Annotated in this window: 16 protein-coding genes; 6 read left to right on the forward strand and 10 right to left on the reverse strand. The window is 49.1% G+C overall.

Going from position 1 to position 20,862, the window contains the following annotated elements; all coding sequences use genetic code 11:
- The first annotated feature begins 119 nt into the window (after positions 1–119).
- Positions 120–3,794, forward strand: a complete 3,675-nt coding sequence (locus WBJ53_RS02920; RefSeq protein WP_338874549.1) for a BamA/TamA family outer membrane protein — start codon at positions 120–122, stop codon at positions 3,792–3,794.
- 91 nt (positions 3,795–3,885) lie between these two features.
- Here the strand turns inward: WBJ53_RS02920 and WBJ53_RS02925 are convergent, their stop codons facing one another.
- From WBJ53_RS02925 to WBJ53_RS02935, 3 genes are all read right to left on the reverse strand, one after another.
- Positions 3,886–5,214 carry an adenylate/guanylate cyclase domain-containing protein gene (locus WBJ53_RS02925; RefSeq protein ID WP_338874550.1) on the reverse strand — a complete coding sequence of 443 codons (1,329 nt, stop codon included), beginning with the start codon at positions 5,212–5,214 and terminating at the stop codon, positions 3,886–3,888.
- Between the two features lie 72 nt (positions 5,215–5,286).
- Positions 5,287–5,814: a hypothetical protein gene (locus WBJ53_RS02930; RefSeq protein ID WP_338874551.1), complete on the reverse strand. Its 528-nt coding sequence runs from the start codon at positions 5,812–5,814 to the stop codon at positions 5,287–5,289.
- Positions 5,815–6,021: 207 nt separating this feature from the next.
- Positions 6,022–6,363 carry a tRNA-binding protein gene (locus tag WBJ53_RS02935; RefSeq protein ID WP_338874552.1) on the reverse strand — a complete coding sequence of 114 codons (342 nt, stop codon included), beginning with the start codon at positions 6,361–6,363 and terminating at the stop codon, positions 6,022–6,024.
- 100 nt (positions 6,364–6,463) lie between these two features.
- Between WBJ53_RS02935 and WBJ53_RS02940 the strand changes: the two genes are divergently transcribed.
- Positions 6,464–7,831: a PQQ-dependent sugar dehydrogenase gene (locus WBJ53_RS02940; protein WP_338874553.1), complete on the forward strand. Its 1,368-nt coding sequence runs from the start codon at positions 6,464–6,466 to the stop codon at positions 7,829–7,831.
- A gap of 120 nt (positions 7,832–7,951) precedes the next feature.
- Positions 7,952–9,145, forward strand: coding sequence for a rhomboid family intramembrane serine protease (locus tag WBJ53_RS02945; protein WP_338874554.1), 1,194 nt, complete (start codon positions 7,952–7,954; stop codon positions 9,143–9,145).
- A gap of 21 nt (positions 9,146–9,166) precedes the next feature.
- Here the strand turns inward: WBJ53_RS02945 and WBJ53_RS02950 are convergent, their stop codons facing one another.
- Positions 9,167–9,514, reverse strand: coding sequence for a LysR family transcriptional regulator (locus tag WBJ53_RS02950; protein ID WP_338874555.1), 348 nt, complete (start codon positions 9,512–9,514; stop codon positions 9,167–9,169).
- Positions 9,515–9,648: 134 nt separating this feature from the next.
- Positions 9,649–11,691 (reverse strand): hypothetical protein, encoded by a 2,043-nt coding sequence (locus WBJ53_RS02955; RefSeq protein WP_338874556.1) that lies wholly within the window; start codon positions 11,689–11,691, stop codon positions 9,649–9,651.
- 217 nt (positions 11,692–11,908) lie between these two features.
- Here WBJ53_RS02955 and WBJ53_RS02960 point away from each other — a divergent pair, with 217 nt between their 5' ends.
- From WBJ53_RS02960 to WBJ53_RS02970, 3 genes are all read left to right on the forward strand, one after another.
- Positions 11,909–13,297 (forward strand): cytochrome ubiquinol oxidase subunit I, encoded by a 1,389-nt coding sequence (locus WBJ53_RS02960; protein WP_338874557.1) that lies wholly within the window; start codon positions 11,909–11,911, stop codon positions 13,295–13,297.
- Positions 13,298–13,371: 74 nt separating this feature from the next.
- Positions 13,372–14,406: a cytochrome d ubiquinol oxidase subunit II gene (gene cydB, locus WBJ53_RS02965; protein WP_338874558.1), complete on the forward strand. Its 1,035-nt coding sequence runs from the start codon at positions 13,372–13,374 to the stop codon at positions 14,404–14,406.
- Between the two features lie 144 nt (positions 14,407–14,550).
- The gene (locus WBJ53_RS02970) at positions 14,551–15,069 is read left to right on the forward strand and encodes a GNAT family N-acetyltransferase (RefSeq protein WP_338874559.1); all 519 of its coding nucleotides are present in this window, start codon (positions 14,551–14,553) and stop codon (positions 15,067–15,069) included.
- Positions 15,070–15,092: 23 nt separating this feature from the next.
- Here WBJ53_RS02970 and nfi read toward each other — a convergent pair whose 3' ends face one another.
- From nfi to WBJ53_RS02995, 5 genes are all read right to left on the reverse strand, one after another.
- Positions 15,093–15,788: a deoxyribonuclease V gene (gene nfi, locus WBJ53_RS02975; RefSeq protein WP_338874560.1), complete on the reverse strand. Its 696-nt coding sequence runs from the start codon at positions 15,786–15,788 to the stop codon at positions 15,093–15,095.
- A 137-nt stretch (positions 15,789–15,925) separates the two neighbouring features.
- Complete coding sequence (locus WBJ53_RS02980) at positions 15,926–17,437, reverse strand: S41 family peptidase (RefSeq protein WP_338874561.1); 1,512 nt, start codon at positions 17,435–17,437, stop codon at positions 15,926–15,928.
- Between the two features lie 26 nt (positions 17,438–17,463).
- A complete protein-coding gene (locus tag WBJ53_RS02985; RefSeq protein ID WP_338874562.1) occupies positions 17,464–18,837 on the reverse strand; it encodes a serine hydrolase in 1,374 nt (457 codons plus the stop codon).
- Between the two features lie 51 nt (positions 18,838–18,888).
- Entirely contained in the window at positions 18,889–20,043 is a 1,155-nt protein-coding gene (locus WBJ53_RS02990; RefSeq protein ID WP_338874563.1) for a helix-turn-helix domain-containing protein, read from the reverse strand.
- A gap of 6 nt (positions 20,044–20,049) precedes the next feature.
- On the reverse strand, positions 20,050–20,658 hold the full coding sequence (locus WBJ53_RS02995; protein ID WP_338874564.1) for a hypothetical protein: 609 nt from the start codon (positions 20,656–20,658) through the stop codon (positions 20,050–20,052).
- Positions 20,659–20,862: the final 204 nt, after the last annotated feature.

The raw sequence follows: 20,862 nt of genomic DNA on the forward strand, positions 1-20,862 counted from the left end.
AAAAATGGAATCCGTTGCGTAGGCTGGTTAATTTTGTTCGTTGCTTATGCTCCTGAACCTCAATCTGCTAATAGCTGTTCGAGTATACCAGATGGCTGTCTGGTAAATTCCCTCTTTCTATGCGTCTTCGTTACCTGTTCATTCCTGTATTGATAATCATTGGTTTACTGATTGGGGCAGAACCCGTATCAGCTCAGAAATCGTACAGTATCTTCCTGCTGGGCGATGCCGGAGCACCCCTGCCCGACGGGCGTGATCCTATTCTGAATACGCTTCGCGCTCAGCTACAAATGGCTGGCCCCAACAGTTCGCTGATTCTGCTTGGCGATAATATCTACCAGTTTGGTATGCCCGACGCCGACCATCCTGGCCGGGCCGATCCTGGCCGGGCCGATGCTGAACGGCGAATGCGTGAACAACTCGACCTGCGAACTGCATTTGGTGGGCGAATTTTTGCCATTCCCGGCAATCACGACTGGGATAAAAGCCATCGGGAGGGCTGGCAACGAATTAAAAACCAGCAGGAATTTGTGCGGCAATATATGGGCCGCGATGATGTGTTTTTCCCGAACGATGGGTGTCCGGGGCCAGTAGAATTGCCCTTGTCGGATTCGCTTACGCTTGTGTTGATGGATACACAGTATTGGCTTCATCCGTGGGATAAGCCCGGCGAAGATTCGGACTGTAGTGCTAAAACACTCCCCGATTTTCTGACGCAACTCGACGACATTCTGTACCGGAACCGGCATCGGCGCGTGGTGGTGGCCGGGCACCATCCGATGTATAGCCACGGCGAACATGGCGGTTACTATACGTTTAAGGATCACTTGTTTCCGCTGACGGCTATTCGGGAAGGGCTCTATATTCCGTTGCCGGTTATTGGGTCAATTTACCCCATCTATCGGTCGGTTTTCGGTAGTTTGCAGGATTTGCCTAATCCGGTCTATCGCGAATTGCGTAATGGTATGGTCGATGTGTTGAAAAAATACCGGAACCTGATTTATACCAACGGGCACGACCATAATATGCAACTGATTCAGCGCGATAGTCTGCTTTACCTGACGAGCGGTAGCGGATCAAAACATACACCCGTAAAAAAAGCCCGTGAATCGCTGTTCGCTGCCGAAAAAAGAGGCTTTACGCGGCTGGATTTTGGGCCCGGTAATCAACTCACGATTTCATTCTTTACGCCCAATGAACAGAACCCAACGGGCGAACTGCTTTACCAGACAACGACGCAGCTTCGGCCCGAGCCCACTAATCGCCAGACGGGTAGTGTACAGAAACAGCCCGACAGCTTACGCATTACGCCCGGTGCGGGTTATGCTGCCGGACGTGGAAAGCGATTCTGGCTCGGAGCCAACTACCGCGACGTTTGGACGAGTCCGGTTACGGTACCGGTTCTGAATCTGAAAAGAGAAGGGCTGGTTCCAACCGAACGCGGGGGGGGGATGCAAACACTATCGCTGCGGCTGGTTGATCCCGAAAAGAACGAATTTGCAATTCGTTCCGTCGAAAAATACCCTGAGAAAGCCATTCCAGCATCGCTCCGAAGTGGTCTGGCCAACGATCTGGTGCAGGATCAGATTTCGGCCTCGCACCCATTTGGGGCATTGGCCGTGGCTCCTTTGGCCGAAGCGGCTGGCGTGTACCATGCCAATCCGCGACTGGTCGCAACGCCTAATGATACCTCACTTGGCGATTATCAGCATATGTTTGCCAATACGCTGATGCTTATGGAAGAACGGGCCGATGGTAACTACAAAGGGACCGGTCTGTTTGGTAACACAACAAAACTGTATAGCACACCGAAGCTGCTCGATAAACTGAAGGATGATAACGACAACCGGGTCGACCAGATGGCGGTGCTGCGGGCGCGGCTGTTCGATATGTGGATTGGCGACTGGGACCGGCACGACGACCAATGGCGGTGGGCTAGTTTCAAAACCGATAAAGGACTACGGTTTGAGCCCGTTCCGCGCGACCGCGATCAGGCTTTTTTCGTTAACGAAGGCATTTTGCCCAAAATCGTAAGCCGTCGCTGGCTGATGCCGAAAATTCAGGGATTCGATTACAAAATCCGCTACGTGCCGGGTTTCAACAACAACGCCCGGTTTTTCGACCGTTCGTTCCTGAACGAACCCGATCGGACCGATTGGCTGGCAATGGCCGATACGCTGCAACGGCTGATGACCGACGAGGTGATAAAAGAATCGCTGAATCATCTGCCCGAACCATCGCGGACACTAACGGCCGAAACCATTGCTGCCAAACTGAAGCAACGGCGGGCCGACTTAGTCCGCTATGCCGACGAGCAGTACCAGTTTCTGGCGAAGGACGTCGATGTAGTTGGCAGCGATAAGGAAGAACGTTTCGAACTGACCCGACAACCAGATGGAAAAACAGAGGTGGTTGTTTTTAAGCTCAACAAAAAAAATGAGCCGACGCTGCAGCTTTACAAACGTACTTTCGATCCGGCCGAAACGAAGGAAATCCGGCTATATGGACTTGGTGGCGACGATCAGTTTGTGGTGCATGGAACAGCGCCTAAGGGTAGTCTGGTGCGGATAATTGGCGGTAAAGGCGACGATCTCATCACCGATAGCTCGTCGGTGCGCGGTTGTTCGCGAAAAACATGGGTGTATGATCTGCGGAAAAATACAACCATTTTGGGCGGCTCCGAAACGCGAAGCCGGTTGTCGGACAACAAAGCCGTAAATAAGTATGACCGAACCGCTTTTCGCTACAACCTGACCATGCCGCTGGTTACGGTACAGGCTAACCCCGACGACGGGTTGTTTATTGGTGGTGGTATTTTGCGCCGAACGCAGGGATTTCGTAAAACACCATTTGCGCAGCAGCATCGGATTACGGCCAATCATGCCTTTGCTACCGAAGCCTACAGTTTTCATTACGACGGCACATTTACCGACTTACTTGGCAAAGCCGATTTGCTGATCAATGCCGACATCAAGGCACCCAACTTTGTACAGAACTTTTTTGGGATTGGTAACGAAACGGTATTTAACAAAGAAAAGGGCGTTAACTACTATCGGGTTCGGTTCGAAAACTGGAACTTGAATACGCTATTGCAGCACAAACTGGGTAAGGCGACGTTTTATTACGGCCCATCTATAGAGCGTATTGAGGTGGAAGAAGGGCAGCGAAAATTTATTCAGGAATATGCGCAAAGCATTCCCGACGGAAAACATCTGTTCGATTCGTTCCTCTATGGTGGACTGAAAGCCGGTTTTACCGTCGATACGCGCAACAATCCGTTGCTAACTACCCGTGGGTTGCGCTGGCATACCTCGCTAACGGCCTATCGTGGTCTGAACGATCAGTCGAAGTCGTTTACACAGTTGCAGTCCGATCTGTCGTTTTATGCCAGCATTCGGCTACCGGCTATTCTGACCATTGCCACCCGAGTGGGCACGAGCCTTAACCTGAGCGATAATTTCGAGTTTTTTCAGGCCAGCACACTCGGTGGACTGACCAATCTGCGAGGTTTTCGGCGGACACGGTTTGCGGGTGAGAGCGCTTTCTATCATAATCTTGACTTACGAATGCGCCTGTTTACGATAAAAACCTATCTGTTTCCGGCCTATGCGGGTATATTGGCCTTCAACGACATTGGTCGGGTATGGGTCGATGGCGAAAAATCCAATGTGTGGCATCATGGCTATGGTGGAGGTATCTGGCTATCGCCCTACAACACAGCCGTTATTTCGCTGCTCTATGCCAAATCCCGCGAAAATGGCATCCCGATGCTGCGGGTCGGCTTCTTTTTTTAGCGGTTGGGCGTTAGATATTGGTTAATTGGTCATTAATCCTCGGCCTGGTCAGACCAGGCTAGGCATTAGCTCATCACCAACAGGAAAATGACTACACCAACTGATACAGCTCAATTTGTTCATCGACGCCTTTCACAACCGTTGGACCGAGCGCACGGGCGGTTTCGGGCGGAGTTGTTAGTGCATCAAATACTTCTTTTGATACCAGAAACTGGGTCTGGAAGGGTTTATTGAGTTGTTCGATACGGGCGGCCAGAATAACCACATTGCCCGTGACCGAATACTGCTGACGCGTTTCGGTGCCAATATTGCCCACAACGGCATCGCCAATATGAATACCGATTCCAATGGTTGTCGGAATCATCATATCCTGCCCTACGGCTTCCTGTAGGGCTGTAAGAATCATAAAACCAGCTTCCACGGCAACCTCGGCCGGGTTTTCTACTTCGACCGGAGCACCGAAGGTAATCATACAGCCATCGCCCAGAAACTGATTAACAACACCACGGTATTGTTCAACGATTCGGATAATGATGCCGAAGAAGGTGTTCTGATAGTCCATCACTTCTTCGGCGGTGTGGTGGCTGGCATAGTTGGTAAAATCGCGAATATCCAGAAACATTACCGCCACGCGCATATGATGGCTTTTGTAATTACCCTTCTGAGCCAGCACAGCACGGGCAATTTCGGGCGATACCTGCTGGCCAAACAGGGTAACGGCCTGTTGTTCGGTTTCGGTAGCCCGTATGGTATCGGTGATGCTTAGCTGAATCTGACGCGAAACGTAACCGGCTGCCACCCCTGCCAGCATGAGCATAGCTCCTTTGGCAAAAAACATGGTGGGCAGGTGGATAAACAGATCGACTTCCAGATAAGGCTTCTGGAGTTCGGGTTTCGAAATCAGAAAATAGAGGATAATATATTCGAGACCGGCAATAAACCCGGTGTAGGCCGATAGCCAGAAATTCAGTCGGAGTGTCGAGAGAATAATGAAAAACAGATAGATGTAAGCCAGTGGACTGTTGAGAACCAGCAACGAATCGTACATATGCCGCGACACGATCAGCAAAATGAACGAAATGGACGTAATTTCGAAGGTGGCATTCCCAAACTTGAACAGGGTAGGCAAATCCTGATGGCGTTCCAGTTGTTGTTTCAGGAGCCGTCGGATACCTACCTCATAAACACTCATTCCCACAAAATAGGGCGTAATGGTGAGTAATACAGGCTGGGGCAAGTACTTGAGATCTTCGGTCTGTAAAAAAGGCTGTATCAGTGCCAGAACAATAGTGGCAAACAGAAAAAGCGCCGACAGAACACTGGCCCGCTGAACTTCACGCTTTAAACTTTCGGCCGAAAAGTGCTCCTGAAAATAAGACTCGATCGGCGGTTTCTGCATTGCCCGGAACGGAAATGTCATTTCATACTAAACAGGATGGTTTGTTAATCTTAACACCTGCTCCGGCCGATTGATTCATCTTATTTTAATCTTTCAGAACCTGTAGGCTACCCCAACGCCAATGGCCTGACTGCCGGTTAAAGGGATGGGCGCCACCGACATACCAACACGTGGTTGCCGGAGCATTTCGTTATAGCGGGTAACGGCCTTATTTACATGCCCACTTCCAATAGCCAGAAAGGTTAACGATGCTCCAATCGAAGAACCATAAACGATCCAATATGTACTATTTGAGCCGTTTTTGCTAAATAGAACATAGGCCAGTGTGGCCAGCGAAGTCAGTCGACTCAATGTTGTTAGGGTACGGAATGTTTTGAAATGGTGATTGACCGTGGGATCGTTGAGTTCGTAGAAAGGTACTTCGAGGGCAAAAGGCGATGATAGTTTTTTGCCACCATAGAAATAGACCGTCCCCAACGACGAGCCTGCCGTGCGTTCGATGGGTAGCAAATGAGCCGGGATAGGAACGGTGCGATAGTGTCCGGTTTCGTCGGTTCGCTGGGCCAGAGCTGGTATAAGTATCGAAAAAGCGAAAAGGAACGTCAGGAATGGGATTTTCATATGGGTAGAACGAAAATAAAGCATTCGAATGAAAAGGATCTTTTTTACGGTTCTGCTCATTCGGGATTTTCATCGATCAGCACAAACATCTTGAATCGGTAGCTTCTGACTCTCTGAGGCTTTAGTAAGAACTACCGCCTGTTTATTCGGATGAGTAGTATAGAATGAATGCGATACTAACAAATTTCTAAGTGCAATGGTGAGAACTCAACCGATTCGAAGGCCGTTTTCTGTTGAGCGTTCGGGCTGGAGCAGGGTGACAGTGCCATCGGCAGCAACCGCTCCCAACACCAGACATTCGCTGATGAATGTTGCAATTTGTTTCGGAGGAAAGTTCACGACGGCTACTACCTGTTTGCCAACTAACTCGTCGGGTCGGTAGAGCTTTGTGATTTGGGCCGATGTTCGCCGAGTACCGAAATTACCAAAATCGATGATCAGTTTGTAGGCTGGTTTACGGGCCTGCGGAAATGGTTCTGCCGACAAAATGGTGCCGGTGCGAATTTCAACTTTTTCGAAATCGGCCCAGCTCAATGGTTCATTGCTCATGATGCAAATTAGTAATCCAATGCTAACCGAAGCCAAAAACTTTTGTAAACAACGTGTCGTTAACACGAATGGTAACACTTCCTTCAATCCTATTTCTATTATGAAATCAACGTTTCTCTTACTGGCCCTGACCGCTACGGTTGCGCTGGCCGGGTGGAATTCGGTTCCGCCCGTAAAATCAACGAAGGCAAACGTATCGGTCAGTAAAAAGGCGCTGCCAGCCCCCGATCCCGACAATGGAGGTATCAAACTGGCCAATGGTTTTGGCGCACTGGTTTTTGCCGATAATCTGGGTAAGGCCCGTCATATTGCAGTCGACAAAGAAGGGGTAGTTTTTGTGAAGCTGGAACGGCTGAAAGATGGCAAAGGCAATGTCGAATTGATTGATAGCGATGGCGACGGCCGGGCCGATCAGACAGTTATGTTTGGTAACTACCCCGGAACCGGCATGGGTATTTACAACGGTTATGTATATGCGTCGTCCGATACGTCGGTGTACCGCTATAAGTTAACCAACGGTAAAGTGCTGGACACGACCCCTGCCGAACCCATTGTTGTAAATCTGACGCTTCAGCGGCAACATGCTGGTAAATCATTCGCTCTTTCTCCTGGTGGTAAGTTGTACGTAAACTTTGGTGCTCCCTCAAATGCCTGCCAGGAGAAAGACCGGCAGAAAGGCTCGAAAGGGATGGACCCCTGCCCGCTGCTGGAAAATTATGCTGGTATCTGGGTCTTCGATGCCAACAAGCTGAACCAGAAGCAATCGGATGGAAAGCGCTATGCAACGGGTATCCGCAATGCGGTGGCTCTCGACTGGAACAAATCGACCAATACACTCTATGCGTTGCAGCATGGTCGCGACAACCTCAACAACTGGGGGGGCGTGTTTACCGATGAAGTAAGCGCTGAGCTACCCTCCGAAGAGTTTCTGATGGTGAAAGAAGGGTCCGACTTTGGCTGGCCTTATTGCTATAATGATCACTACAAGAACAAGAAATTTCTGGCACCTGAATACGGTGGCGACGGTACCAAAATAGACCGTTGTGCGGGTAAAGACAAACCCATTATGGCGTTTCCGGGCCACTGGGCACCCAACGATCTGCTGTTCTACACGGGTACGGGCGCAAACGCCTTTCCGGCTCGCTACAAAAATGGGGCCTTCGTCTGCTTCCACGGGTCATGGAACCGGGCTCCGCTGAATCAGGGTGGTTATTTTGTCGCTTTTATCCCATTTGGGAAAGATGGTCGTCCGTCGGGTAAATACGAAGTATTTGCGGAAAACTTTGCCGGCGTTGCTGAGCAGGGTAAGCCCGGTACCGACGTTAATGCCGGGAAACTTGACCTGGCTAGTCCCGGCGATGCGAAAGCCCGGCCAATGGGCCTGGCCGAAGGCCCCGATGGATCGTTATATATTACGGACTCCGTTAAAGGTAAAGTCTGGCGGGTGATGTATACGGCTAAGAAATAAAAACAGCATACTCAGAAACGACCTGATTAGTGAGCAATTAATCTGAATTGCTCATTAATCAGGTCGTTTGCATTAGTATATTGCCAGCCTAATTGCTTCTTGCCAATCCCGCCAACGCGCATGAATAACGAATTGCCTGAATCGCCTAAATCGGAGGAACCACAACAACAAAACGGAGCTTCGCAAACTGATCATACTGATTTTCGGGTGCAAGGTGAGCAAAGCGAATATACATCCGAAACGCCAACCTCCGAGAAGTCTAACCCACTCGATTTGCTTAAACCCGCGCCGGGGTATATAGTCACACCCGTACTGATCTGGCTAAACGTAGGTGTTTTTATATTGATGGCTTTAACGGGTGTTAATATTTTACAGCCTGCCGGTGATGCGCTTATTCGCTGGGGAGCCAATTATACACCATTGACGCTGGGCGGTCAGCCCTGGCGATTGCTGACCAATTGTTTTCTGCATATTGGCATTATTCACTTGCTGTTCAACATGTATGCGTTGATGCAGATTGGAATAGTGATTGAATCCGTGTTGGGGAGTCGACAGTTTACGGTTGTGTATCTGACGGCCGGATTGCTGGGAAGCGTGGCGAGTCTGTGGTGGCACGATGTTGTGCTGGGGGCGGGTGCTTCGGGTGCTATATTTGGGTTATATGGCGTATTCTTTGCTTTGTTGACAACCAATTGGCTTGATGCCGAAACACGACGTTCGCTACTGAGAAGTGTGCTGGTTTTTATGGGTTATAACCTGATGATTGGCTTGCAGGCTGGAATCGATAATGCCGCCCATATTGGCGGTTTACTGGCGGGGGTGTTATTGGGCTATGCCTACTACTACGCTACTCTGCACCCGAGCCGAACCACTGGCCGAACTCTATGGCCTATGTTTATTCCGCCACTAATCGTTATTGGGCTGGCGGTGGCTCTGTATACAACCACACCAAATCCACTTGGCGATTATGACCGGCTTATGGAGCGATTTGGGAATCTGGAAAAACAGGCCATGTCGGTTTTTCAGTTACCGCGTAATACATCGGCCGCAGGAGTCGCCAAAGCCATAGATGAGCGGGGAGTCGTTGCCTGGAAACAGGCTATCGATGTACTCGATGAAGCCGATAAACTCGAACTGCCCGATGACTATCGTCGGCGGAACAAGTTGCTGCGCCAATATAGTACACTGCGAATCAATAGCTTTAAGCTGTTAGAACGTTCACTTACCGATACAACGCACATCTATGATAAGCAGATTGAAGACTACGATCGACGGATTCAAACGGTTCTTAGTCAACTGACTGGGAAACCGTAATGGTTGTCAATAAGAGATGAACTACACCGGTAACCTGCTCAATTCAGCGGCCATAAACGCCTGAAAGCGTTCCTGTAAACCCCGATAGTGATTGAGGTATTTTTCGCCTTCGGGTGTAACAATCGTACCACCACCTTTTTCACCACCGGTCTGGGTCGTTACGAGCGGTGTTTCGGCTTGCGTATTCATGGAGTGAACCAGTTCCCAGGCGCGTTTGTAGGACATATTCATAGCTTTGGCCGCCTGGTTGATGGAGCCAGTCTCCTTAATATGGCCAAGCAATTCGAGTCGGCCGATACCCATAAACCGTTCGGGGCCTTCGGCCGAAACCGTTTCGAGCCAGATGCGGCCATTGATGCGGAGGTTCATACAAAACTTTATAAATTAGTGAATGAGCGAATTAATGAACTGTTCATTTGGTGAGCCTGAATGGGTTATTCGCTTATTTACTTGGTTAGGTCGCTAAGGTACAAATTGGGAATTTCTCCCGGAGCCTACATCATTTATTTCGCCATTCGTTTCACACCTAGTCGGCCAAAGGCACTTTTTAGCGTGATGAGTTGCTGGTTTTTCAGGCTAATCGAATCTTTGGCTTGCCGGCTGATGCTTCGGGCTACGCTGTCGGACATGAACCAGCCGAGCGGGTATTTGTCGTTGTAGGCCAGCCGAAGCGTAATATAATTGGTTTTGGGATTGGCAAATCGATCCATAAACGAGTTGAACATGTTGTCGCGCGTTACGGACCCGTTGTCCCAGGCATTGAAAAAGGCAAGCAGCGGTATCTGAATTTCCTGTAGCGTAGACCGCTTTTGAGGGATACTGCCAATGGTGTTGCTATTCTGTACGAACAGAATATAGGGTAGAACGGTAACGTGCTCAGCAGTGTCCAGCCGCCGGATCGAAGGAACCAGATTGTTCAGTAACTGAATGCAGGTTTCAACGCCCGAATTGTCGAAATAGCCTCCATCGACCACGTGCCCGCTGAATGTAGCTTTAGTGCCATTGCCGAGAACGGTATCTTTTTCAATTAAACCTCCATTGGTAACAACCGGAAAGCGGCTGCATAGCGACGCAGCCGTTTTGAGCGGAACATCGGTTCCGACAATGTCGAGTGTCGATAGCACATTCTTAAAATAGTGGGTATCGAGTTGCAGGTTCGATGTAATGATTTTTTGTCCCGATTCGGCCAGCGTTCCATTTAGCAACAGCGATGGTAAGTTGTAGTTATAGCCGTTAGGCGTTTGATACAATTGAGTAAGTGAAGAGTCAAGCGTCTTTAAACCCAGGTTGTTTCGATAAGAGACAGCCCAGGCATCTTCGAGCCATTTGGCGCGTTCGAGCGCGGGTATGGGGGCCGGAATAAGCCGCTGAACAGCTTCGGGAAACAGTAGTGCCGACGATACGGCCGACAGATAATCGTCGCGGATGACCTTGCGAAATTGCTCGAATCGCTTTGTTCGGTCCAGTTCGGCTACATCGCGCAGAAAAGCTGTATAAAACACGGTTCCAACGCCACCGCCTGATACGCCACTGAGCGCATACACATGGCGACTAAAGCCGGGAATAATGGAGTCGAGCCGGATAAGCGTTTCGGCGGTCCAGTTCAGCGCCCGAATGCCACCGCCTTCGGCCGCAACCAGCACCAGTGGAATGGTATCGCCCGATTCCTGACGCCGTGTGGCTACCCATTGTGCAAAATGCGCGTCAACGGTTGGCCGCTTCGAAAGGGCTGGTATGGATGGGCCGTCGGCTTGCCGAACAGCCGTATTATCGTTAAACGCACTGATAACAATCAGGTAGATAAAAAACATGCCTACAAGCGGGCGGTATCGGTAATCGTTGAAATACACGACCAGACTTCCCCAGAAGGTATACAAGGCTATGCCGAAAATAATAACCGCCGTGGGGCGCAGCCAACTGGCAATTCCCCAGTTGATTGGAAGGCTAAACAGCGCAATCAGCAGAATGGTCATCAGCAAACCCGATGATACGACCAAACCTCCCAGTGGATTTCGCCAGAGAGCACGAATATCCTGCCGCAAACTCGTATATCGATCCGAAAACCGCCATTTGTCAGGTAGGGCAAATACCGGAACGTTTTTCTCGACGAACAGAAACTGCACCAGCATAAGGCCACTTTCGATCAGGAGCAGATAGGGGTGCCAGCGAGTGGGTTCCCAGAAGGCATAAGCCAGAATGAGGGGAGGAATAATGCCGCCAAGTTTAGGTAACCACCGAAGCAGCAGATCGCATTCCCGGTTCATCCGTAAACCAACCGGCGAAATATGCAGAATCATGCGGGTGCTGCCATATACGACCCAGCTCCAGACGAGCGTACTGAGCAAAATATATTGAAAGAGTCGGCTAAAAATGCCCCCGTCGATAACGGCATTGATCATGTCGGCAGCCTGGTCGGGGACGTTCAGTACATAGAAGGCAACAAGCAGCGTTACGATCACCACAAACGCATTTCGCTGGGTCTGATAGAACGCGATGCCATAGTTTCGGAGCTGATGGGAAAGCGAGTGATGGTGGCGTGGTTGCACAGGGAGTTGGATTAAGTCATTACTTTATTGAATGTAATGGTTTGTTGCTTACCAGAGAATAAATCATGGTATAATTAGTCAGGAAAAATACTCGTGGAAGTGCGGCTGAACCGGCTTCTGGTTGTACCTTTCGGGCGATAGTTTTCTCGCCTTGTTCGCCCCCTATCGCACTGCCTGTCTGCGACCACGGCGATCTGTCCCCGCTATCGTTACAGTTATGGACAATGTCGAATTACTCTCCCGCATCCAGTTTGCGTTCACCATTGCGTTTCATTACATCTATCCACCCCTGAGCATCGGCCTGGGTGTGTGTCTGGTAGCGATGGAAGGGCTGTATCTGAAAACCAGCAATAAAGTCTATGAAGAACTGACCCGATTCTGGGTCAGGATTTTTGCGCTTATTTTCGGAATTGGCGTTGCTACGGGCATCGTTATGGAGTTTGAGTTTGGCACGAACTGGGCTGTTTATTCGCGCTATGTTGGCGATATTTTCGGATCGGCGCTGGCGGCCGAGGGTATCTTTGCCTTTGCGCTCGAATCCGCTTTTCTGGGTATTCTGCTCTTTGGCTGGAACAAGGTTAGTCCGCGCGTACACTTCACGGCAACGATTCTGGTTGCGCTTGGGTCTATTTTTTCGGCGCTCTGGATTGTGGTAGCTAACTCGTGGCAGCAAACGCCTTCGGGCTATCGCATCGAGGGCAAAGGGATGAAAGCTCGTGCCATTGTGACCAACTTTTGGGATATGGTTTTCAATCCGTCGTCGATTGAGCGGTATTCGCATGTGCTGATCGGTGCTTTGCTGGCCGGTTCCTTTCTGGTCTTAAGTGTTAGTGCCTGGTATATTCTCAAAAAACAATATCTGGCTCATGCACAGGCGGCTTTTCGAATCGCACTTTGGGTAGCGGCTGTGTCGTCGCTGGCGCAGTTGTTTACGGGGCATCAATCGGCCGAAGTCGTCACAAAATATCAACCGGCTAAGCTGGCAGCGATGGAAGGCCATTTTGATAAGCTATCGCCCGCCGATATGTACATCATGGGTTGGGTGGATGCGAAGCAGCAGAAAACCACAGGGCTGAAAATTCCGGGTGGCTTGTCGTTTCTGGTTCATCAGGATTTCAAGGCCCCCATTCCCGGCCTCAACAGTATTAAACCCGAAGATCGACCTACAGCCGTCAATTTTGTGTTTCAGTCATACCACCTGATGGTGACTATTGGAATGATGTTGATTGCGCTTTCACTGTTCGGTTTGTTTATGCTGTATCGGAAAAAACTCTTTGAAACACGCTGGCTAATGATAGTTTTCGTTTTCTCGGTACTGCTGCCGCAGATTGCCAATCAGGTGGGGTGGTATACGGCTGAGGTAGGCCGACAGCCCTGGGTTGTATATGGCTTGCTCCGTACGTCGACGGCTTTGTCGGAAGCCGTAAAAGCCGAGCATGTGCTGGCCTCATTGCTCTTGTTTACATTCATCTATGTGATGCTTTTTGGCCTGTTTTTGTACTTGCTGAACAAGAAAATTCAACATGGTCCCGACGTGATCGACTCCGATCAGGAAGAGCCATCGTCACGCATGAACCCGTCATTTTCTCCTTTAATTAGAGATTGAGCGAATGAGCGATTGAGTGAATAACTGACGACAATATTCACTCAATCACTCATTCGCTCAATCACTTAATACTTATGGATACAGTTCTTGGAATTGACCTGCCTACGTGGTGGTTTTTGTTGATTGGTGCGCTAATTAGCGGATACGGCATTCTGGATGGATTCGATTTGGGAGCTGGTGCGCTGCATTTATTTTTTCGCAAAGAAGAAAGCCGCCGGATTGCACTCAACGCCATCGGGCCGGTTTGGGATGGCAATGAGGTTTGGCTGGTTATTGGGGCTGGGTCGTTGTTTGCAGCTTTTCCGCTCGTATATGGCACGCTGCTATCCGTGTTTTATCTGCCGTTTATGTTGTTTCTGGTAGCTATCATCCTGCGGGCTATTTCGATTGAATTTCGGAGTAAAGAGACCATGAAATGGTGGCGGCAGTTGTGGGATGTTAGCTTTTGTGTGTCGAGCATCCTGATTTCGCTCCTGTTAGGGCTTATTCTGGGTAATCTGATTCAGGGAATTCCGCTGGATGCCAACCATCGGTTTGTCGGTCGGTTGCGCGATTTTTTCAATCCGTATGCTCTGCTGGTATCGGTTACGGTACTATCGCTGTTTATGATGCATGGTGCCATGTATCTGATCATGAAAACCGAAGACCGCATTTTTGCCCGCCTGACCATTATTGCCAACAACAGCAGCAAGTTTTTTATTCTTTGCTTTATGGCGACGTCGATGGCAACATTGATTTATATACCGCACATGATCGCTATTTTTAAGAATTACCCGGAGCTATTTGTGTTGCCGATTGCAGCCGTACTGATTGTGCTGAACATTCGCCGGAGTATCGAGAAACGGCAGTACCGGCGCGGCTTTGTGTCGTCGTCGATTACGACGGCTTTGTTACTAATTCTGTTTGCAATGGGTCTGTACCCAAATCTGGTGCTATCGAACGTTGATCCAAAGGGCCACATCAGCATCTATGAAGCCGCTTCGTCGGATGCTTCGTTACGGACTATGTTACTGTTTGCGTTTATCGGAATGCCGCTGGTAGCAACCTATACGGTTTTTGTTTTCTGGACATTCCGGGGAAAGGTGAAACTGGAGGAAAATAGTTACTGACGTTCATATGCCGTGTACAACAGCGAATCGGTAGGGGTTTTATTGTGGCAATACGCTTCCCGATTGGACTATCCATTTTAGAGAAACTGGACTACGCCAATGGTCTGGTTTGTGGATAAGTTTGCGCCGTTTTACTACGTTGAAATGGAACAGATAATAGTAAGAAAAGCCTCTATCGGCGATTTCGAAACCATACAGCTTATTGGCAAAGAAACCTTTTTCGAAACGTTTGCTCAAAGCAATACAGAAGCGGATATGAAGACCTATCTGGAGATAAACTTTAGTGACGAAAAAGTAAAGTCTGAACTAAGCAGCCCAGATTCGCTATTTTATATTGCCTTAAACGGTGAAAGCTCTATTGGTTATTTGAAAGTAAATGTTGGTAAAGGCCAAACAGAACTACAGGACGAAGCCTCTCTCGAAATTGAACGTATTTATGTAAAGAGTAGCTATCATGGCAAAAAAGTAGGACAGCTTCTCTATGAGAAAGCACTGGAAATTGCTCAACGTCAAAAAAAGACCTATATCTGGCTGGGTGTATGGGAAGAGAATCCCAAAGCGATACGGTTTTATGAAAAGAATGGATTTGTTGCCTTCGACAAACATGTTTTCAAATTAGGCGAAGATGAACAAACCGATGTCATGATGAAAAAAGTGCTTTAACAAGGGGCAAGGAGAAAAGTACATTAGTTTGAAAGGTCAACCCGTTCTCCCCGGCGCAGAGCATTTACCAGATTGTGGGCGCGCCGTGTCGGTTCGGGAATGCGGTAGCCACCGTCGCACTGAAGGGTAAGTGCCATAGCCGTTTCCAGATCGATCAGATGACCGGGCGATACATAGACCGGATTCACTTTGTTTTTCGTTCGCAGGGCAGCACCAATTACCTCGCCGTAGTGTCGCATGGGGGACCATGAACCCCGTTCGGGCGCTGGCTCGTCGTATTTGCCGACCAGTACCGATTTGCCACAACCGAACGTTGGCCGATTCAGAAAAAGCCCCGCGTGCGACGCAATGCCAATTCGGCGCGGGTGGGCCGTACCATGTCCATCGAACATCACAACATCGGGTTCCGTTTTGAGCTTTGCCCAGGCTTGCAGCAACGACGGAATTTCGCGAAACGACAGCAGACCAGGGATATACGGAAAGGGCGCCGTACTGATTACGCCCGTTTCGTCAATGGTTTCGAGCGTTTCCAGATTCAGCACTACAATGCCAGCGTAGACCGTCTCTTCAAACTTATTGAACGAAATATCGCAGCCTGCAATCGTTCTGGGTGTTTTTTGTAGTGGTTCGATTCGTATCTGCGAGCGCAATTGCTGCTGTAGAGCGACGGCTTCGGCGGGCGAAACGTTCCAGTCGTGCAGAGGTTGATAGGCGGCCATAGGCAGGAAAATGATTGTTCGACCATAACATCCGCAAGCGCCAAACGGTTTTTTCTGACAGGATTTACAGGATTGACAAGATTCTCTGGGTATTGCTGATTGTAAACCTAGTTGATCCTGTTAATCCTGTCAGAAACCTAGTTTTCCAGAATCAATTTCTTTACAAAATCCAGTCGACTATTGGTGTGGTTTAATACATCGTCGATCGTAATGTCCAGGGCATAGTCGGGCATAGTACCCCGCCCTTTTTTCGTAACTTCACCAACGGCATTGTGGTAATACAGCAATGGGCTGCCGACGTAGATTTTTGAGTGTGGGAGTTCGAGATGAATAAAACTACCACCATTGCCGCCTTCATAAGCGCCCCCCGACTCTTCGCCCAGAAACACACCTACCCGATTGGCATGGGCAACGGCCAGAAACTCCGATGCCGTGGACGCGCTCCGGCCATTCATAAAAATATAAACCTGACCCCGAAATCGATTGGGCTTGGGTAAATACCGTCTGGGACCACGGCCCACATCACCCTGTTTCAGCGTGAATGTGCCGTCCGATTCAGGAATAAGTTCGTTTTTAACGTTTTTCCGATCTTGTTCCGATAAATCCGAAAACTGGATGAATTCCGAACTGTCGGTCACGCTATATTGTCGCTCATAATAGGCAGCGGCCGAATCTGATTTCATCAGATAGGAAAACAGTTCGATTCCCTGACTATCCCAACCGCCCGGATTGTTGTTCAGGTCAACGATTAGGTTGCGGATTCCTTTTTTCGCAAGCTGACGCATGGCCTTATCCATGAACGCCCGGAATAGTACTACGGCTTCGTCGCTGTTTTTGGCCCCTTCGCCCCCAAAGCTGTCCAGGCGTAACAAGGCTGTTCGCGGCATATCGTTAGGAAATGATAACCGCCACGGATGTTTTGCGTTTTTGCCATACCAGCCAATCATCTGTTTGTTGACCGGATTCTTTTTGTAGAAGCGCAGGGAGGTTGTAAATGGCTGGGCCGGTACGTCAACCTGAATGGTATCGCCCGTTAGTTTCCGAAGCGTCAGATGAAAAACATCGGGCTGCTCCATAAACCAGTAATAAAACAGAGCGAAAAGCTGCCCTTGCATGACAGCCTGTTTTGAGGTTTGGATATAGCCGTCGTCCCAATGATAGCGAAACAACCGTTGCCGAATAGCCTCCATCGAATGTCCATTGATACGCAATAATTCAAAGCCGGGTTTTATGGTTTCATTGGCGGTTCCGTTGAACAGAATATAGGAATGATTCTGGATGGGAAACATAAACAAAGGGAAGGTTTTCCAATGGCTATTGAACAGACTTTCCCAGTTTTTTGCCGGAAGCGCGTGGGTGTGTGCGCATCGAATGTCGGCAACGAGGGACTCAATTGTTCGAAAAAAATCATAGAAAGGCATCGGCTTGGTTAGCGTTCCGGCCAGACTGTCGAGTTTAGCCTGCATAACCGGTTTGGGTGTATAACGATACAGGCCTGGATGCGTTTCTTCGAGCAAACGGCGGAAATAGCGAAAGTCGGCCTGCATATCGGCGGGTTGCAGAACATTGGTCTGGAGGGTATCCGTTACGGGCTGGGCCGCAAGCGAGCAGGCGAACAGCGTAAAGAGAAAAATATGGGTAAGTCGCACGAGTTCAGTTCATTAGAAGGGGGTGTTTATAAACGCTTTGCGACGACATCGCCGTTTTGATGAACAATTACCTGGGTGATACGTCCGCTGGCATCTTTCTGGAAGGTTAACTGGGCGTTTACCGCTTTCAGAAAAAAATCGGTTTCGCTGGAGGGGAAAATCTCGAATCGTTGCTGGCCAGTTACCTGTAGAAACAGGTTTCGACCTTCGAGCGTGATGGACAGAATACGGTCGGGCGATAACCGATACTTACCAACATAATCTTTCAACACAGCCTCGCGAACCGGAACGGTTTTAAAACTAGATGGTAGCTGATAAGGCATTCCGTACGTGATAAAAAGCAGGTCTTTCAGCATCGGCTCCAGCGTGGTAGCGTCGGAGGTGTCATCGACATTGGCAAGCATAATCAGGACTGTATTATCTTCCGGGATAAGGACAAAAAAGGTAGCAAAGCCGGGGAGGTTTCCGTTCTGGAAAACCAGCTTTCTCCCTTTTTGAAACTCATTTACACCCCAGCCATACGTCCAGTTACCCGGTTTAATGGCTGTGAACGCAAGCTTCTGGGAAGCTGGTTTCAGCAGTTGACTGGTGAAGATAGCCTGTGCCCACCGGTATAAGTCTCCCACCGAGCTATACATACCGCCAGCCGAATAGGCGGCCGTTGAATCCAGTGGACGAACGGCAACCAGAACCGAGTCTTTCCAGTAGGTATAACCGGTTGTTTTTTCAGGGCGTTTTAGGTTGATGAAATCGAAGCCCGTTTGGGTGAGGTGGAGCGGCTCTATAAAGCGTTTGCGGATAACCGTTTCAAATGGCTGTCGGGTTACTTTCTCGATAATTAGTCCCAGCAGAAAATACCCGGAATTTGTATAATTAACCTGTTCGCCCGGTTTGTTTTGCAACGGTTTGTCTTTAAATGTAGCCAGCACGCGATCTTTTGTGACGGGTCGGGTAAATTCCAGGCTATCTTTCGAATAAAGAACACCTTTGTAATCATAGATGCCGGATGTATGGGCAAAAAGCTGTTCAATTGTGATCTGGTCACCTTTGGGATAATCGGGTAAGTACTGGCTCACGTTATCCTTCACCGAGAGTTTTTTCTCGTCCTGTAATTGCAGAATGGCTTGGGCTGTGAAGGTTTTGGTAATCGAGCCAAGTTGGTAAATGCTATTGGAATCGTTGAGGGTTTGCGCGGCTTCATTGCGCCAGCCATAGCCTTTCTGAAGAAAAATATGCCCCTGTCTGGCAACAAGCACCGTACCATTGAACCGATGATGACGAGCCGCTACGGTGAAGTATTCATCCACTTTTTCAGCCATCGTCCTGCCCGACTGAGCATTGGCCGGAAGGGTAAAGCAATAGAAAATTACGATTGAAACGATTCGTAAGAATAGTTGCATGGCAATGTTGTTTTTCGGCCAAAACAGCATGAAAAACAGTGCCCGGTCTTCTCAAATCCCGATTTGAGAAGACTTTTTCTTTTGTTGGGCCATATACTCGCTCGGCGACGCGCCCGTCAGTTGCTTGAAGATCCGCTGAAAAGTAGCCTGTGAGTTGAATCCCGATTCGAAGGCGACGCCGGTTAAGGTCAGGTGCTCATTGGCAGGGTCGAGAACCCGCCGTTTTACTTCTTCCACACGGTATTCATTGATGAATCCATTGAAGTTTTTATGAATGTGCTGATTCAGAACGGCCGAAATCAGTTTAGACGGGAATTGCAGATGCTTGCCTAATTTATCGACGCTTAAGTCGGGGTCCAGATATAGTTTTTCCTGCTCCATCGCTTTGATCAATGCCGTCACAACCTGCTCAATGATTTCGGGCGATAAATCAGAACCGGCTGCTTTGGAGGGGGAATTAGCTGGATTAACGGCTTCTGAACGTGTGTATAGGTATCCCTTAAAACCCAGCCAGTAAATCAGGATAGCAATGGGAATGTAAATTGGGTACCAGCCGAACCGATCAAGTAATGGGCCACGTAACGAAGGAATAATATAAGGCACCAGATGGATGAACCAAATCACCTGAAAGATCAGAAAGGCATTGATAAATTGCCGAAGCCAGCGTAGCTGTGGCCCCTGCTGGCCCTCAATGGAAGCCTGATGCTGATTCAAAAACCGTTTGGTTAATGCCAGATAAACCGTAGCGGAGAGCCAGCGTGGAATATCAACATAGGTATTGTATTCGTCCATAATATAGCCCCAGTGCGGCCCTTCGTTTCTTGGGATGAAGCCGAGCAGAGCCCCAATCACAAACGTCCATCCAATAAGTGGCGCGCCAATATCCAGAATCGTCGTATAAAAATGACGTTTTTCGGCCTGGCCGAGCCGGAAGGCAGGATTCAACACCGATTGAGTATAGAAGTAGATGAGCGGGCCAATGGACATGGCCAGAAAAAAAGGTAACAGCTCAGTTGCTAAGCTGATCCACTGACTGGTAATTGGAACACCCACCGCAAAGCTCATCAGCGCCAGCGAACCAATCAGCGTTGCTAACAATCGGTTTGATAATCGATTGCCTTTCGGATTAACCCATAACAATACAGCCAGAATACTCCCCTGAACGCTACCGAGTAGCAAAATGAGGTCGAGAGGAGCGATTGTCATTGCTGGCTAATCGACAATTTTTACCCGAATACGGTGCGGTGCTGGCTGATTACCACCAAAATAAAGCCCAGTACTGTAGGCAAACGACTTGTTGTGGGTGAATGGGATTGGCGTACCGCCGAGTACCTGATAAACCTTACGGTCGTAGTCGATTTTGATAGTCAGTCGTGTGGGCTGATTGATGGCTGTTTCGGCAACTTTAAAGTCGATGCGTTGTCCTTCTACATAGGCGTAGGCACCCAGATCGATCCGGCCGGTTTTAGGATTCCAGCGCCAGCCAACCCGTGCACCGTCGACCTGATGCGGTGGAACGCCATCGAGCGGCTGGTCTTTAGAGCCTACAAAACCGAGGCCAATTACCTTATTCCAGTCGTCGGCATCAACAGCGCCAATGTCATAAATGCAGCTACTGTCGAACGTAACCTCGGCGGTTATCTGAGCCGGACTGATCAGTAGTCCCACCTTGCGTTTGGGCATGGGTTCGTGTTCGCCAGCTTCAATAACCACCCAATCCGAACTTGATAGAAAGTCGGGCACACAGGCGCTCATAAACAGGCATAAGCCGACAATGAGCAACTTTACGGAAAATCGTGCCGATGAATCAAAACGGAGCATAATACGGAGACTGGGATGCGTTATGTATGCAAATAACGCGATAAATGAACGGATCTGTATCCCGTTGGCTCAGTAGCGCTTATCGATAACGGCTTTTTAAGGATAGGTATTGAGACGTTTTTGCAAAATACCTATTGCTAGTGTATACTGATCAATAGTATCATGAGCCTGTTTTTGGGTAGAATAAGCAACTATTACGTAACT

It is taken from the genome of Spirosoma sp. SC4-14 (assembly GCF_037201965.1).
Taxonomy (GTDB): domain Bacteria; phylum Bacteroidota; class Bacteroidia; order Cytophagales; family Spirosomataceae; genus Spirosoma.